12 protein-coding genes and 2 pseudogenes are annotated in these 14,975 nt (G+C 70.9%); 6 read left to right on the forward strand and 8 right to left on the reverse strand.

Annotated features, from left to right (window positions below):
* Positions 1 to 7: 7 nt before the first annotated feature.
* The 3 genes from alaS to ACZ619_RS32085 are packed head-to-tail and all read right to left on the reverse strand — an operon-like array spanning position 8 to position 3,501.
* Positions 8 to 2,680: an alanine--tRNA ligase gene (gene alaS / locus ACZ619_RS32075; protein ID WP_469606376.1), complete on the reverse strand. Its 2,673-nt coding sequence runs from the start codon at positions 2,678 to 2,680 to the stop codon at positions 8 to 10.
* On the reverse strand, positions 2,680 to 3,024 hold the full coding sequence (locus tag ACZ619_RS32080; RefSeq protein ID WP_469606377.1) for a hypothetical protein: 345 nt from the start codon (positions 3,022 to 3,024) through the stop codon (positions 2,680 to 2,682). The genes alaS and ACZ619_RS32080 overlap by 1 nt, the downstream gene beginning before the upstream one ends.
* Before the next feature lie 12 nt (positions 3,025 to 3,036).
* Entirely contained in the window at positions 3,037 to 3,501 is a 465-nt protein-coding gene (locus ACZ619_RS32085; RefSeq protein ID WP_469606379.1) for a DUF948 domain-containing protein, read from the reverse strand.
* A 125-nt stretch (positions 3,502 to 3,626) separates the two neighbouring features.
* Between ACZ619_RS32085 and ACZ619_RS32090 the strand changes: the two genes are divergently transcribed.
* Entirely contained in the window at positions 3,627 to 5,789 is a 2,163-nt protein-coding gene (locus ACZ619_RS32090; RefSeq protein ID WP_469606381.1) for an ATP-binding protein, read from the forward strand.
* A 27-nt stretch (positions 5,790 to 5,816) separates the two neighbouring features.
* On the opposite strand, the gene rpsD is transcribed toward ACZ619_RS32090, so the two are convergent.
* The 3 genes from rpsD to ACZ619_RS32105 all read right to left on the reverse strand — a co-directional run bounded on the left by rpsD (position 5,817) and on the right by ACZ619_RS32105 (position 8,808).
* The gene (gene rpsD / locus ACZ619_RS32095; RefSeq protein ID WP_046726586.1) at positions 5,817 to 6,431 is read right to left on the reverse strand and encodes a 30S ribosomal protein S4; all 615 of its coding nucleotides are present in this window, start codon (positions 6,429 to 6,431) and stop codon (positions 5,817 to 5,819) included.
* Between the two features lie 305 nt (positions 6,432 to 6,736).
* Positions 6,737 to 8,092 carry a replication-associated recombination protein A gene (locus ACZ619_RS32100; RefSeq protein ID WP_469606384.1) on the reverse strand — a complete coding sequence of 452 codons (1,356 nt, stop codon included), beginning with the start codon at positions 8,090 to 8,092 and terminating at the stop codon, positions 6,737 to 6,739.
* Positions 8,093 to 8,151: 59 nt separating this feature from the next.
* Positions 8,152 to 8,808 carry a vitamin K epoxide reductase family protein gene (locus tag ACZ619_RS32105; protein WP_469606386.1) on the reverse strand — a complete coding sequence of 219 codons (657 nt, stop codon included), beginning with the start codon at positions 8,806 to 8,808 and terminating at the stop codon, positions 8,152 to 8,154.
* A gap of 146 nt (positions 8,809 to 8,954) precedes the next feature.
* Between ACZ619_RS32105 and ACZ619_RS32110 the strand changes: the two are divergent.
* From ACZ619_RS32110 to ACZ619_RS32120, 3 genes and pseudogenes are all read left to right on the forward strand, one after another.
* Positions 8,955 to 9,428, forward strand: a pseudogene (locus ACZ619_RS32110) (ABC transporter ATP-binding protein); the annotation flags it as partial.
* Between the two features lie 16 nt (positions 9,429 to 9,444).
* Positions 9,445 to 10,086: pseudogene (locus ACZ619_RS32115) on the forward strand (ABC transporter permease); the annotation flags it as partial.
* 75 nt (positions 10,087 to 10,161) lie between these two features.
* Positions 10,162 to 10,332 (forward strand): hypothetical protein, encoded by a 171-nt coding sequence (locus ACZ619_RS32120; protein ID WP_469606389.1) that lies wholly within the window; start codon positions 10,162 to 10,164, stop codon positions 10,330 to 10,332.
* A 126-nt stretch (positions 10,333 to 10,458) separates the two neighbouring features.
* On the opposite strand, the gene hisS is transcribed toward ACZ619_RS32120, so the two are convergent.
* Positions 10,459 to 11,721, reverse strand: a complete 1,263-nt coding sequence (gene hisS, locus ACZ619_RS32125; RefSeq protein ID WP_469606391.1) for a histidine--tRNA ligase — start codon at positions 11,719 to 11,721, stop codon at positions 10,459 to 10,461.
* Between the two features lie 11 nt (positions 11,722 to 11,732).
* Positions 11,733 to 12,446: an MBL fold metallo-hydrolase gene (locus tag ACZ619_RS32130; protein WP_469606394.1), complete on the reverse strand. Its 714-nt coding sequence runs from the start codon at positions 12,444 to 12,446 to the stop codon at positions 11,733 to 11,735.
* A 178-nt stretch (positions 12,447 to 12,624) separates the two neighbouring features.
* On the opposite strand from ACZ619_RS32130, the gene ACZ619_RS32135 reads away from it, so the two are divergent.
* Together ACZ619_RS32135 and ACZ619_RS32140 are read left to right on the forward strand one after the other, a co-directional pair.
* Positions 12,625 to 13,443 carry a peptidylprolyl isomerase gene (locus ACZ619_RS32135; protein WP_469606396.1) on the forward strand — a complete coding sequence of 273 codons (819 nt, stop codon included), beginning with the start codon at positions 12,625 to 12,627 and terminating at the stop codon, positions 13,441 to 13,443.
* A gap of 135 nt (positions 13,444 to 13,578) precedes the next feature.
* Entirely contained in the window at positions 13,579 to 14,808 is a 1,230-nt protein-coding gene (locus ACZ619_RS32140; protein ID WP_469606398.1) for a DUF349 domain-containing protein, read from the forward strand.
* The last annotated feature ends 167 nt before the right edge of the window (positions 14,809 to 14,975 follow it).

Here is a 14,975-nt window from a genome sequence, read left to right on the forward strand (position 1 = left end):
CGCTTCCTTACTTCGCGGTCTCGGTCACGAGGCGCTCGACGGCGTCGGCGGCCTCGCCGATCGCGGCGGGGTTCTGGCCGCCGCCCTGGGCGACGTCCGGCTTGCCGCCACCGCCGCCGCCGAGCGTCTTGGCGGCGGTGCGGACCAGGTCACCGGCCTTGAGACCGCGGTCGCGGGCGGCGTCGTTGGTGGCGATGACCGTCAGCGGCTTGCCGTTGTTGACCGTGAACAGGGCGACCACGGCGGCGCGTCCGCCCTGGATGCGTCCGCGCACGTCGAGGACGAGCCGGCGCAGGTCGTCCGGGGTGGTGCCGTCCGGCACCTGACCGGTGACCACGGCGATCCCGCGGATGTCCTTGGCGGAGTCGACCAGACCGGCGGCGGCCTGGAGCACCTTCTCCGCGCGGAACTTCTCGATCTCCTTCTCGGCGTCCTTCAGCTTGCCGAGCATGGCGGAGACCTTCTCCGGCAGTTCCTCCGGACGGCCCTTGATCAGCTCCTGGAGCTGGGCGACGACCGTGTGCTCACGGGCGAGGAAGTTGTAGGCGTCGACGCCGACGAGGGCCTCGATGCGGCGCACACCCGAGCCGATGGATGACTCGCCGAGCAGCTTCACCAGACCGAGCTGGGAGGTGTTGTGCACGTGGGTGCCGCCGCACAGCTCCTTGGAGAAGTCGCCGATGGTCACCACGCGGACCCGCTCGCCGTACTTCTCGCCGAACTCGGCGATGGCGCCCTGCTTCTTGGCCTCGTCGATGCCCATGACGTCGGCGCGCACGTCGAGGTCGCGGGCGAGCACCTCGTTGATCTTCTGCTCGACGTCGGTCATCACGGCGGTGGGAACCGCGGACGGCGAACCGAAGTCGAAGCGGAAGCGGCCGGGCTGGTTCTCGGAACCGGCCTGGGCGGCCGTCGGGCCGAGGGCGTCGCGCAGCGCCTGGTGAGTGAGGTGGGTGGCCGAGTGGGCACGGGCGATGGCGGTGCGGCGACGGGAGTCGATCGAGGCGTGGGCCTTGGCGCCGACGGTCACCTCGCCGACCTGGACGACGCCCTTGTGGACGTACACGCCCGGGACCGGCTTCTGGGTGTCGCGGATCTCGATGACGGCACCGGTGTCGACCCTGATCCGGCCGGTGTCGCCGATCTGGCCGCCGCCCTCGGCGTAGAACGGGGTGCGGTCGAGGACGATCTCGACCTCGTCGCCCTCGGTGGCGGCCGGCGAGGAGGCGCCGTCCACGAGGATGCCGACGATCGTGGTCTCGCCCTCGGTGTCGGAGTAGCCGATGAAGTCGGTCTCGCCGGTCCTGTCGGCGATCTCGCGGTAGGCGCCGGCGCCGGCGTGCCCGGTCTTCTTGGCCTGGGCGTCGGCCTTGGCGCGCTCCCGCTGCTCCCTCATCAGGCGGCGGAAGCCCTCCTCGTCCACCGAGAGGCCCTGTTCGGCGGCCATCTCCAGGGTGAGGTCGATCGGGAAGCCCCAGGTGTCGTGGAGCAGGAACGCCTTGTCGCCGGCGAGCACCTTGCCGCCGGACTCCTTGGTCTCGGTGACGGCGGTGTCGAGGATGTTGGTGCCGGCCTTGAGGGTCTTGAGGAAGGCGTTCTCCTCGGCGAGGGCGACCTTCTCGATGCGCTCGCGGTCGGTGACCAGCTCCGGGTACTGCTGGCCCATCATCGCGATGACCGTGTCGACGAGGTCCAGCACGACCGGGCCGGTGGCGCCGAGCAGGCGCATGTTGCGGATGGCGCGGCGCATGATGCGGCGCAGCACGTAGCCGCGGCCCTCGTTGCCCGGGGTGACACCGTCGCCGATGAGCATCACCGAGGTGCGCATGTGGTCGGTGACCACGCGCAGCGAGACGTCCGAGTCGTGGGCGTCGCCGTAGGCGACACCGGTCAGCTCGGTGGCCTTCTTGATCACGGCCATGGAGGTGTCGATCTCGTACATGTTCTGCACGCCCTGCAGAATCATGGCGAGACGCTCCAGGCCGAGGCCCGTGTCGATGTTCTTGCTGGGCAGTTCGCCGAGGATCTCGAAGTTGTCCTTGCCGATGCCCTCGCCGCGCTCGTACTGCATGAAGACGAGGTTCCAGATCTCCACGTACCGCTCGTCGTTGACGGCGGGGCCGCCCTCGACGCCGAACTCGGGGCCGCGGTCGTAGTTGATCTCGGAACAGGGGCCGCAGGGGCCGGGGACGCCCATGGACCAGTAGTTGTCCTTCATGCCGAGGCGCTGGATGCGCTCCTTCGGCACCCCGACGACCTCGTGCCAGAGGCGCTCGGCCTCGTCGTCGTCCTTGTAGACGGTGATCCACAGGCGGTCGGGCTCCAGGCCGTAACCGCCCTTGTCCTGGGGCGTGGTGAGCAGCTCCCAGGCGTACTTGACGGCGCCTTCCTTGAAGTAGTCGCCGAAGGAGAAGTTGCCGCACATCTGGAAGAAGGTGCCGTGCCGGGTGGTCTTGCCGACCTCTTCGATATCCGGGGTGCGCACGCACTTCTGCACGCTGGTGGCGCGCGACCACGGGGGCTTGACCTCACCGAGGAAGTAGGGCTTGAACGGCACCATGCCGGCCGGGACGAGGAGCAGAGTCGGGTCGTCCGCGATGAGAGACGCCGAAGGGACGACGGTGTGACCGCGCTCCTCGTAGAAGCTCAGCCAGCGGCGGCGAATCTCGGCCGACTCCATCAGTGGTCCTCATTCCGGTTGTACGAGTACGCCGTGGGATCGGCGTACTTCGGGTTCTTGCTGTTCTCGATGGCGGCGAGCCGCCGCGGTGCGGGGAGTTCGGGGTCCGCGTTGATCCCCAGCGCCTCTCCGAGCTCTTCCTCCCGCACGGCCATGTTGTCGCGGACGTCGAGCGCGAAGCCGACCGCCCGGTCCTTGAGCCGGTGGCCGGTCTCCAGCGCCTTGTTCGCGGCGGTGGCGGCGAGGCTCTCCGGGGTCAGCTGCCGCAGCTTGCGGTTGACCTTGATGGTGGCCCAGACCCCGGCGGCGACACCGGTGGTGAACCAGAACGTACGGCGGAACATATGGCCTGGCTCCTACTTTCCCCGGTTCTTCCGCCGTGCGGCCGGGACCGTCCGGCCCACGATCACCGTACGCCTGGGCTCCTTCGCGGGCACGTCCGCCTTGCGTCCGGACAGCGCCCGGCGGACGCCGTACCCGAAGGCCGCGACCTTGACCAGCGGGCCGCCGAAGGTGGAGGCCACGGTGGTGGAGAGCGCGGAGGCGTTGGAGGTGACCTCCTGGACGTCGGAGGCGATCGCGTCGACCCGGTCGATCTGGGTCTGCGCGGACCGTACGGCCGCGGAGGCGTCGGCGAGCAGCGGGACGGCCTGGTCGGTCACGTCCGCCACGAGCTTGGTGGTCGCCTTGAGCGTCTGGGCCAGCCTCGCCAGCACGACGGCGAGGAACGAGACCAGGATCGCCCAGAAGACGGCCACCAGGATCCCGGCCACCTCTCCACCGGACACTGCGCACCCGCTCCCTGAAACGTGCCTGAACATCGAGAATTCTGCACCGAGCCTATCGCGCCGGGGGTGGGACTCCGTACCGGATTACCGCGGGCGCGAGCCGGAGTCGCGGGAGGCGATTGTACGGACCGAACACGGTTAAGTACGCTCCGTGTCCCATGCGAGGTCCTCAGCGCCCCGGCCTTTCGGCGCCCGGCAATCTGCCCCTGGAACTGACCGCCTTCGTGGGGCGCTCGGCCGAACTCGGCGAGCTGGTCCGGGCCCTGGAGTCGGACCGGTTGGTGACGGTGACGGGTGCCGGCGGGGTCGGCAAGTCCCGGCTGGCGGCCCGGGCGGCGGCCGGCGCGGCGCCCCGGGACGGGGTGTGGCGGGTGGAGCTGGCGTCGGTGCGCGACCCGGACTTCGTGGCGTACGCGGTCGTGGAGGCGCTGGGCCTGACCGACCACACCACCCGGTTGCCGCGCGAGACGCTGCTGGAGCACCTGGCCGACCGCAGTGTGCTGCTGCTGCTCGACGGGTGCGAGCAGCTGGCCGACGCGTGCGCGGGGCTGGTCGCCGAGCTGCTGGGGCGGCTGCCCGGGCTGACCGTGCTGGCCGTGGCGCGGCGGCCGCTGGGGGTGGCGGGCGAGCGGCTGTTCCCGCTGGCGCCGCTCGGCGAGGACGAGGCGGTCGAGCTGTTCGCCGAGCGCGCCGGCCACCAGGGGCTGGACCTCGGGGACCGCGCGGACGTCCGGGAGGTGTGCCGGCGGCTGGACGGCATCCCGCTGGCGATCGAGCTGGCGGCGGGGCGGCTGCGGGCGCTGTCGCCGGAACAGCTGCTGGCGCGGCTCGACGACCGGTTCCGGCTGCTGACCGGCGGCGGCCGGGACGGGCTCCCCCGCCACCGGACGCTGCGCACGGCGATCGGCTGGAGCCATGAACTGTGCTCCCCCGCCGAGCGGTTGCTGTGGGCGCGGCTGTCGGTGTTCGCGCAGACCTTCGACCTGGAGGCCGCCGAGTACGTGTGCAGCGGGGACGGACTGGCCGCCGAGGACGTCCTGGACGTGCTGACGGAGCTGCTCGCGCAGTCGGTGGTGTCCCGGGAGGAGTCGCCGACCGGGGTGCGCTACCGGATGCTCGACACGGTGCGGGCGTACGGCGCCGACTGGCTGGCGGCGACGGGGGACGCGGGCCGGCTGCGGCGCCTGCACCGGGACTGGTACATGGGCCTGGCGACCTGGTGCGAGCTGGACTGGTTCTCGCCGCGGCAGGCCGAGGTGGCCGCGCGGGCCGAGGCCGAGCTGACGAACCTGCGGGCCGCCCTGGACCACTGTCTGACCGAGCCGGACGAGGCGCACCTGGGCCAGTACCTGGCGGGGTCGCTGTGGTTCTACTGGGCGGGCTGCGGCCGGCTCTCGGAGGGCCGGCGCTGGCTGGAGCGGAGTCTGGAGCTGGACTCGGAGTATCCGCAGTCCCGGCTGAAGGCGCTGTGGGTGCTCGGTTACGTGGCGGTCCTCCAGGGCGACGCGGTGCCCGCGCTGGCCGCGCTCCAGGAGTGCCGGGCGGAGGCCGAGCTGGTCGCCGACCCGACCGCGGTGGCGTACGCGGAGCACCGCACCGGCTGTCTGGCCCTGGTCACGGACGACATGGCGCGCGCGGAGACGCTGCTGCGGTCGGCGCTGGCGCGCTACCAGGAGATCGGCGAGCTGAACAGCAACGTGCTGATGGGCCAGGTGGAACTGGCGATGACCAGGGCGTTCCGCGGTGATCTGGCGGACGCGGTGCGGCTGTGCGAGGACGTGCGCCGGGTGTGCGAGGACCACGGCGAGCACTGGGCCAGGTCGTACGCCCTCTACGTGCTGGCGTACGCGGCGTGGCGGGACGGCGATCACGGGGGCGCCCGCGCGCTGCTGACCGACTGCCTGGGTCATGCGCACGGCTTCCGTGACCTGCTGGGTTCGGTGCTGTCGATCGAGCTGCTCGCCCTGGTGACGGTGGCGCAGGGCGATCCGGCGGAGGCGGCGGTGCTGCAGGGCGCGGCCGGGCGGATGTGGCCGTCGGTGGGGCTGCCGCTGTTCGGGTCGGCCTACTACAACGCGCCGCACGAGCTCTGCGAGGCGACGGCCCGGCGGGCGCTGGGCGACGAGCGGTACGCGGAGTGCGTACGGCAGGGGGCCGGGCTGGACCGGGAGGCGACGGTGGCGCGGGCGCTGGGGTACTTCGGGGCCCGGCCGCTGGAGGCGCTGTCGACGCCGCGCGGGCCGGTGCGGCAGCGGCGGGACGCGGAGACGCGCAAGCCCGCCGCCTCGCCCACCCGGAAGGGCGGGGAGACGGCGGGCTGACGCTGAGGTGCTACACCCGGCCGGTGATCAGCGGGCGTAGTACTCGACGACGAGCTGCTCGTCGCAGATGACCGGAACTTCCTTGCGGTTCGGCTCGCGGTCCAGGCGGAACGCCAGGGCCTTGAGGTTCACCTGAAGGTAGCGGGGGGTCTCGCCGTCGGGGGCGAAGCCACCCTCACGGGCGACCTGGAAGAGCGTCTTGTCCTTGGAACGGTCGCGGACCTGCACGACGTCGTCCGGGCGGACCCGGAAGGACGGCTTGTCGGTCTTCTGGCCGTTGACCTGGATGTGGCCGTGGACGACCATCTGGCGGGCCTGGTAGATCGTGCGGGCGATGCCCGAACGCAGGACCAGCGCGTCGAGGCGGCGCTCCAGCTCGACGATCAGCGCCTCACCGGTCTTGCCCTGCACCTTGGAGGCACGCTCGTAGGCGCGGACCAGCTGACGCTCGGAGATGTCGTACTGCGCGCGCAGACGCTGCTTCTCCAGCAGACGGACCTTGTAGTCCGAGTTCTGCTTGCGGCCGCGGCCGTGCTCACCCGGCGGGTAGGGACGGGCCTCGAAGTACTTGACGGCCTTCGGGGTCAGCGCGATGCCGAGGGCACGCGACTTCTTGACCTTGGGGCGGGACTGGTTCGCCACTGTCTCTTTCTTCCTTCTGTCTTTTCGGCTTGTCAGGGTTGAGGGAGGTCGCAATCCGCAGCCGGGGAAACCCTCCGGCGACCCGTTGCCGGGCCTGGTGGGCAGCCGCTCCCCTGGTCTGGGCACATACGTGCAGCACGCGAGTGGCCCACCGACCGGTGCCGTCGTGCGACGGATGGTGGTGGGCTGCCCGCGACACCGATCGACGGTGCGCGACGCTCCTGGATCCCCCTTGCGGGGGTTCCGGCTGACTGTCCCGCTCTGACAGCGCGGGACTCAGCGCTGCGAGGGATTCTACAGGCAGCTCACGACCGCCTGCGACCGAGGTGCTTCCTGGTCCACTCGACGGCGTCGGCGTAGCGCGCCTCGGAGCCGTGCCGGGTCGGGGTGTAGTACTCGCGGTCCCGGACGGTGTCCGGGGCGTACTGCTGCTCGGCGATGCCCTCGGGCAGGTCGTGCGGGTACACGTACCCCTGCGCGTGGCCCAGCTTGGCGGCGCCCTTGTAGTGACCGTCGCGCAGGTGCGGGGGCACCTGGCCGGCCAGGCCCTTGCGGACGTCCTCCAGGGCGGCGCCGATGGCGGTGGTCGCGGAGTTGGACTTGGGGGCGAGGGCCAGGGCGATGGTGGCGTGGCTGAGGGTGAGGGCGGCCTCGGGGAAGCCGATCATGGCGACGGCCTGGGCGGCGGCCACGGCGGTGGGCAGGGCGTTCGGGTCGGCGAGGCCGATGTCCTCACTGGCCGAGATCATCAGCCGGCGGGCGATGAAGCGGGGGTCCTCGCCGGCCTCGATCATCCGGGCCAGGTAGTGCAGGGCCGCGTCGACGTCGGAGCCGCGGATGGATTTGATGAGGGCGCTGGCGACGTCGTAGTGCTGGTCGCCGTCGCGGTCGTACTTCACGGCCGCCCGGTCGACGACCTCCTCCAGGGTCCTGAGGCCGATCTCCGCCTCGCCCTGGTCGAGGGCGGCCCCGGCGGCGGCCTCCAGGGCGGTCAGGGCGCGCCGGGCGTCGCCGCCGGCGATCCGCAGCAGGTGCTCCTCGGCGTCCCCGGGGAGGGCGACGGCGTCCCTGAGGCCGCGCTCGTCGGTCAGGGCCCGCCGCAGCAGGTCCCGGACGTCGTCGTCGGTGAGCGGTTCGAGGGTGAGGAGCAGGGAGCGGGAGAGCAGGGGGGAGATCACCGAGAAGTACGGGTTCTCGGTGGTCGCGGCGATGAGGGTGACCCAGCGGTTCTCGACCGCGGGGAGCAGGGAGTCCTGCTGGGCCTTGCTGAAGCGGTGGATCTCGTCGAGGAAGAGGACGGTCTCCTTGCCGTACCCCCCGCTGGCGCGGCGGGCGCCGTCGATGACCGCGCGGACCTCCTTGACGCCGGCGGTGATCGCGGAGAGTTCGACGAACCGCTTGTCGGTGGCCTTGGAGACGACGTACGCGAGGGTCGTCTTGCCGGTGCCCGGCGGCCCCCAGAGGATCACCGAGGAGGCTCCGGCAGGCCCGCCGGAACCCTCGCCGACCAGTCTGCGCAGCGGGGACCCCGGCTTCAGCAGGTGCTGCTGGCCCACCACCTCGTCGAGGGTGCGGGGGCGCATCCGCACCGCCAGGGGACTGCCGGCGGGGTCCTTCTCCTGGCGTTCTTCTGCGGCGGCGGTGAACAGGTCGGGTTCCACGCTGAAACCCTAAGTCACGGCACCGACAATCCGGTCCGGGCGGTCCCCGGCCCCGGTCGTCAGCTGGTCCAGAAGTCCCACCAGCGGGTCAGGATCAGCATGCCGATGATGCCGATGTGCAGGACCGGCAGCACCCAGGTGAACTCGCCGAAGAAGGACTTCAGCCAGTTCGGGGCCGGCAGGAAGCTCTTGCGGACGTTGAAGGAGGTGACGTACCAGAACATGGTGATGGTGGCGACCCAGGCCAGCGAGCACCACAGGCACAGCGCGTTGATCCGGTACAGGGACTGGAACTGGAGCCAGGTGACGAAGCAGACGCCGAAGAGGGTGCCGAAGTTGAAGGTGAGCCAGTACCAGCGCGGGAAGCGGGCGCGGGCCAGCAGGCTCATGCCGACGCAGATGACGATGCCGTAGCAGACCAGGCCGAGCATCGGGTTCGGGAAGCCGAAGGCGGCGGCCTGCTTGGACTGCATGACGCTGCCGCAGGAGACCACCGGGTTGAGGCTGCACCCGGGGGTGAAGGTCTTGCCCTCGACCTTGGCTTCCAGCAGCTTGAACTTGTCGATCGTGATGACCCACGCGGCCAGCAGACCGGCGGCGCCGGTGATGATCAGCAGCAGCGCGAAGGCGAGGCTGCCGCCCTCCCTGCGCGGTGCGGCCAGGTCGTGCTCGGGCTCGGGTTCCGTGGAGACGTCCTTGACTGTCGTCTTGCTCATCACGCCGATTCCGTCTGTTTGAGAGTTGGAACTTCTTCGGGCAGGGGCCATTGTGCCGCAAGAGACGCGCCGCCCACCGTTCGGTGGACATAAGGAAGTACGCACGGTGGTCCCTGAAGGCTCGGTTCCGGCCGACGATCGAAGACATGACAGAACAGGGGTACGACCTCGCGGTGGACGTGCGAGGACTGCGCAAGCGGTACGGGGACGTGACCGCGCTGGACGGCATCGATCTGGGCATCCGGCGGGGCGAGGTGTTCGGCCTGCTCGGACCCAACGGGGCGGGCAAGAGCACGACGGTGGAGATCCTCCAGGGCAACCGGAAGCGGGACTCCGGCGAGGTCTCGGTGCTGGGCGCGGACCCGGCGACGGGCACGCGCGCGTGGCGGTCCCGGGTGGGAATCGTCTGGCAGGACGAATCGGCGCCCGCCGAGTTGACGGTCCGCGAGACCGTGCGGCACTTCGCGCACTACTACCCGCGTCCGCGCGACCCGGAGCGGGTGATCGGCCTGGTCGGTCTGGAGGCCAGGGCCGGCAGCCGGGTCAAGTCCCTGTCCGGCGGCCAGCGCCGCCGGCTGGACGTGGCGCTCGGGGTGATCGGCGGCCCGGAACTGCTGCTACGTCCGGGGCAGCGAGGTCAGCGCCTCCCAGCTGTACGTGCCCGCCATGATGGCCTCCGGGATCATGTCCACCAGCTTCCAGTCGCTGGGCATCTCGATCGCGGTCGAGCGGGACGAGAAGGTCCTGCGGCGGCTGCGCGGCACGCCGATGCCGCCGGCCGCGTACTTCCTGGGGAAGATCTGGCTGGTTCTGTTCACCGGGATCCTGGAGACGGCGATCCTGCTTGCCGTCGGCACCACGCTGTACGGCGTGCCGCTGCCCACGTCGGCGGACCGCCGGCTGGACTTCGCGTGGATCTTCGTGCTCGGGCTCACCGGGTGCGCGCTGCTCGGCATCGCGATCAGCTCGGTGCCGAAGTCGGCGAAGAGCGCCGGTTCCGTCGTCGTACTCCCTTTCCTTGTACTGCAGTTCATCTCCGGGGTGTACATCTCGGTGGACACGCTCCCCGGCTGGATGCTGGACATCGGCGCGCTGTTCCCCCTGAAGTGGCTGTGCCAGGGGCTGCGCGGGGTGTTCCTGCCCGACTCGGCGAAGGTCCTGGAGCAGGCCGGGGACTGGGAGTTCGGACGGATCGCCCTGGTGCTGGGCGCCTGGTGCGCCGGAGGACTGGTGCTGTGTCTGCTGACCTTCCGGTGGAAGAGCCGGCACGACGGATGACCCGTTGGAGCACGGCCCGCGACGAGCACGCCTGGGACCGCACCCTCCGGCTCTGGACGGGTACTTCGCGGCGGCGTGGGCGGCCACCCTGGCCTTCGTGCCGGGCGCGGAGTCCCCGCCCCGGGGCGGCCGGTCCGGCTCGTCGCGGGGCTGCCGCTGGTGCCCTGGGACGCGGTGGTCGGCCGGGCCCCGATCCAGCTCGACGAGCCGGACGAGCGGCGGGCGGTGCGCCACGGGTCGCTGTGAACCAACGGGTCCACGGCTCGGCGCACCGGGCGCTCCGGGCGCCGTGAGGAGCGTCGGCCGAGGCGCATCGTGCTCCCCGCGGACGCGGGGCTGAGGGCCGGGCGGCTGCGCCGCCCGGCCCGCCGCTCAGCCGAGCCGCGACTCCAGCTCCGCCACGATCTCGTGCACGCCGACGGCCACCTGCTCCCCGGACTCCATGTCCTTGAGCTGGACGACGCCCTCGGAGAGGTCGCGCTCGCCGGCGACGAGGGTGAAGCGCGCGCCGGACCTGTTGGCGGCCTTCATCGCCGCCTTGAGGCCCTTGTGGCCGAACGAGAAGTCGGCCGCGACGCCCACCTTGCGCAGTTCCGTGACCTTCGCGAAGAGCACGCGACGCGCCTCCTCGCCCAGCGGCACCGCGAAGACGCTGGTGGCGGAGGGGATGTCGAGCCCGACGCCCTCGGCCTCCAGGGCGAGGACCGTGCGGTCGACGCCCAGCGCCCAGCCGACGGACGGGAGCGCGGGGCCGCCGATCATCTCGGAGAGGCCGTCGTAGCGGCCGCCGCCGCCCACCGCGGACTGGGAGCCCAGACCGTCGTGGACGAACTCGAAGGTGGTACGGGTGTAGTAGTCCAGGCCGCGGACCAGCTTCGGGTCGTCCTCGAACGGGACGCCGGCCGCCGTGATCAGTTCGCGGACCTCCTCGTGGTACGCCTTGCAGGCGTCGCAGAGGTAGTCGCGCAGCAGCGGCGCCTCGCCCAGCTGCTTCTGGACCGACTCCCGCTTGTCGTCCAGGACGCGCAGCGGGTTGATCTCGGCGCGGCGCAGGGTGTCCTCGTCGAGGTCCAGGCCGTGCAGGAAGTCCTGGAGCGCCGCGCGGTAGACCGGACGGCACTCCTTGTCGCCCAGGCTGTTCAGCAGGATGCGGAAGTCGCGCAGCCCCAGCGAGCGGTACGCCTGGTCGGCGAGGATGATCAGCTCGGCGTCCAGGGCCGGGTCCTCGGCGCCGATCGCTTCCGCGCCGACCTGCGAGAAGTGGCGGTAACGGCCCTTCTGCGGGCGCTCGTAGCGGTAGTACGAGCCCGAGTACCAGAGCTTGACGGGGAGGTTCCCGGCCTTGTGGAGGTTGGCCTCCAGGGCCGCGCGCAGGACGGAGGCCGTGCCCTCGGGGCGCAGCGCCAGCCGGTCGCCGCCCTTGGTCTCGAAGGCGTACATCTCCTTGGTGACGATGTCGGTCGACTCGCCGACACCGCGCGCGAAGAGTTCGACGTTCTCGAAGCCCGGGGTCTCGATGTAGCCGTAGCCGGAGTTGCGCAGCGGCGCGGCGATCGCCTCACGGACGGCCAGGAACTTGGCGGAGTCCGGCGGGATCAGGTCGTACGTGCCCTTGGGGGCCTTGAAGGTGCTCACGGAGGTTCTCGTCACATTCCTCGTCGGGGAGCGGCGTCGGCGTTCGCTCCCGGGCCGGCGGCCACCTGCCGCAGATAGGGGTTGGTGGCGCGTTCCTGGCCGATGGTCGTCTGGGGGCCGTGGCCGGACAGCACCACGGTGGAGTCGTCGAGCGGCAGGCAGACGCGGGCCAGCGAGCCCAGCATGTCGTCCATGGAGCCGCCCGGCAGGTCCGTGCGTCCGACGGAGCCGGCGAAGAGCAGGTCGCCGGAGAAGAACACCGAGGGGACCTCGGCCGTCTCCGGCATCCGGAACGTCACCGACCCCCTGGTATGGCCCGGCGCGTGCGCGACGGAGAACCCCAGCCCGGCGAGGGACAGTTCCACGCCGTCGGTCAGCTCCCTGACCTCGTCCGGCTCCCCCACCGTCAGCTCGCCCATCAGCGGCATGCCGATGGACCGGCCGAGCGCCTTCTCGGGGTCGCTCATCATGTACCGGTCCTCGGGGTGGATGAAGGCCGGCACGTCGTGCGCGCCGCACACGGGGACGACCGAGGCCACGTGGTCGATGTGGCCGTGGGTGAGGACGACGGCGACGGGCTTGAGCCGATGCTTCTTCAGCGCTTCCTCGACGCCTTCGGCGGCCTGGTGGCCGGGGTCGATGATCACGCACTCCTCACCGGCGGCGGGGGCGACGAGATAACAGTTCGTCCCCCAGGCCCCGGCGGGGAACCCGGCAATGAGCACGATCGTCCTTCGTTGTGTCGGTTCGGGTGGCTACAAGCTGTGGTCCAGAGCCTACCGGCGCTGCCGTTTCCTCAGCGAACCCATATACGGTACGGGGCTACACGCAGCAGTCGGCTCACACAGCGCACAGGACGCACGCGTACCGGTCGACACACGACACGCATGAGGAGAGATTCCGGTGGTCAGCCAGGAGCAGCGGCGGCGTCAGCTCGCCCGGGAGAAGTTCTTGCGGCAGCAGCAGCGGCGCACCAGCGCACGGCGCAAGGCACGCATGCGCAACTCCGTGATCGCGTCCGTGCTCGGCGTGATCGTGATCGGCAGTGTCGCGCTGTACACGACCGGCGTGCTGAAGAACGACGACAAGGCCAACGCCGCCGCGGAGTCGACGCCCAGCGCCTCGGCCACCAGCAAGGCGCCGGACCCGTGCGAGAAGGCCGCGTCCGGCTCGGTGAAGAAACTGAGCTGGAAGAAGGAGCCGTCGATCACGATCGACAAGTCGGCGGACTACACGATGAAGCTGGCGACGACGTGCGGTGACATCGGCATCGCGCTGAAGACGTCGGCGGCCCCGCACACGGTGAACTCGTTCGACTTCCTCGCGTCGAAGGGCTACTTCGACCACACCAAGTGCCACCGGCTCACCACCACCGGCATCTACGTGCTGCAGTGCGGTGACCCGACGGGCGCCGGCAGCGGCGGTCCCGGCTACACGATCCCCGACGAGAACCTGAAGGACAAAGCCCTGAAGGGCGGTGTCTACCCGGCGGGCACGGTCGCGATGGCCAACACCGGTCAGAAGCACACCGGCGGCAGCCAGTTCTTCCTGGTCTACCAGGACAGCGAGTTGCCGGCCAGCTACACCCCGTTCGGCACGGTCGACGCCGCCGGGATGAAGGTCCTGAAGAAAATCGCGGCCGCGGGAGAGAACACCGGAGCCGGTGACGGAGCCCCGAACGCGACGGTCGTGATCAACAAGGCCACGGTCACCAAATCCTGACCACCAACTGCGAAATTTCGGTCGCGCGGGATGCGGACAGGCAACCCGCCGGTCGCCTATGTTGGCCGTGACGAAACTGTGGACGATGCCCGGGGGCACAGAGGCCCCTCGCAGGCATCATGTGGAGGAGGCGCTGTGAGCAGCGACCCGTGGGGCCGCGTCGACGAGACGGGGACCGTGTACGTGCGTACGGCCGACGGCGAGCAGGTCGTCGGTTCCTGGCAGGCCGGCTCCCCCGAGGAGGCGCTGGCCTACTTCGAGCGCAAGTACGAGGGCCTGGTTGTCGAGATCGGCCTCCTCGAAAAGCGAGTACAGACCACCGACCTGTCCGCGAAGGACGCGCAGGTGGCCATCGACCACCTGCGCGAGCAGGTCGAAGCGCACCACGCGGTCGGTGATCTGGCCTCGCTGCGGACCCGGCTGGAGCAGCTGGTGAAGACCGTGGAGTCGCGTCGCGAGGAGCGCCGGGCGCAGCGGGTGAAGCAGTCCGACGAGGCCCGCAAGGCCAAGGAGGACCTGGTCGTCGAGGCCGAGCAGCTGGCCCAGTCCGACCAGTGGCGGGCCGCCGGTGAGCGGCTGCGTTCCCTGGTGGACACCTGGAAGGGTCTGCCGCGTCTGGACCGCAAGTCGGACGACGAGCTGTGGCACCGCTTCTCCCACGCGCGGTCGGCGTTCTCCAAGCGCCGCAAGGCGCACTTCGCGCAGCTCGACGCGCAGCGCGAGGACGCCCGCAAGGCCAAGGAGAAGCTGGTCGCCGAGGCCGAGTCGCTGTCCGGTTCCGCGGACTGGGGTCCGACGGCCGCGCGGTACCGCGAGCTGATGTCCGAGTGGAAGGCCGCGGGCCGTGCGCAGCGCGAGCACGAGGACGACCTGTGGAACCGCTTCCGCGGGGCCCAGGACGTGTTCTTCGCGGCCCGGGGCTCGGCCTTCGCGGAGCGGGACGCGGAGCAGACGGAGAACCTGAAGCTCAAGGAGGAGCTGGCCGGCGAGGCCGAGAAGCTCCTGCCCATCACGGACCTGAAGTCCGCGCGGGCCGCCTTCCGCTCGATCAACGAGCGCTGGGAGGCCATCGGCCACGTGCCGCGTGACGCCCGGCCGAAGGTCGAGGGCCGGATGCACACGGTCGACCGGGCGATCCAGGAGGCCGAGGAGGCCGAGTGGCGCCGGACGAACCCGGAGGCACGCGCGCGTGCCGCGGGTCTGACCGGCCAGTTGCAGGCCGCCGTGGACAAGCTGCGGGCGCAGATCGAGCAGGCCCGCGCCCAGGGCAACACGTCCAGGGCGGAGAAGCTGGAGCGCGAGCTGGAGGGCCGCCAGGCGCTCCTGGACCAGGCTCTGAAGGGCCTCCAGGAGTTCGGCGGCTGAGGCCCGCCTCCAGGTCCGCGCCTGCGCGTCAGCGGTTCCGCGAGACGACGGGAGGGGCCCCGTACACACGGTGATGCTGTTGGTAAATCCGGGGCCCTACGCCTTCTTCGTCCCGTCGGCCGTTTGGTCGGCGGGGCGAAGTGCTGCGAAGTGGCTGGTGCGTGTGC

Source organism: Streptomyces sp. NPDC104367, from assembly GCF_055583825.1.

What these genes read in the sequence shown, in the direction of transcription:
- alaS (WP_469606376.1), bottom strand. Translation starts at nt 2,680, where the DNA reads ATGGAGTCGGCCGAGATTCGCCGCCGCTGGCTGAGCTTCTACGAGGAG.
- ACZ619_RS32080 (WP_469606377.1), bottom strand. Translation starts at nt 3,024, where the DNA reads ATGTTCCGCCGTACGTTCTGGTTCACCACCGGTGTCGCCGCCGGGGTC.
- ACZ619_RS32085 (WP_469606379.1), bottom strand. Translation starts at nt 3,501, where the DNA reads ATGTTCAGGCACGTTTCAGGGAGCGGGTGCGCAGTGTCCGGTGGAGAG.
- ACZ619_RS32090 (WP_469606381.1), top strand. Translation starts at nt 3,627, where the DNA reads ATGCGAGGTCCTCAGCGCCCCGGCCTTTCGGCGCCCGGCAATCTGCCC.
- ACZ619_RS32105 (WP_469606386.1), bottom strand. Translation starts at nt 8,808, where the DNA reads ATGAGCAAGACGACAGTCAAGGACGTCTCCACGGAACCCGAGCCCGAG.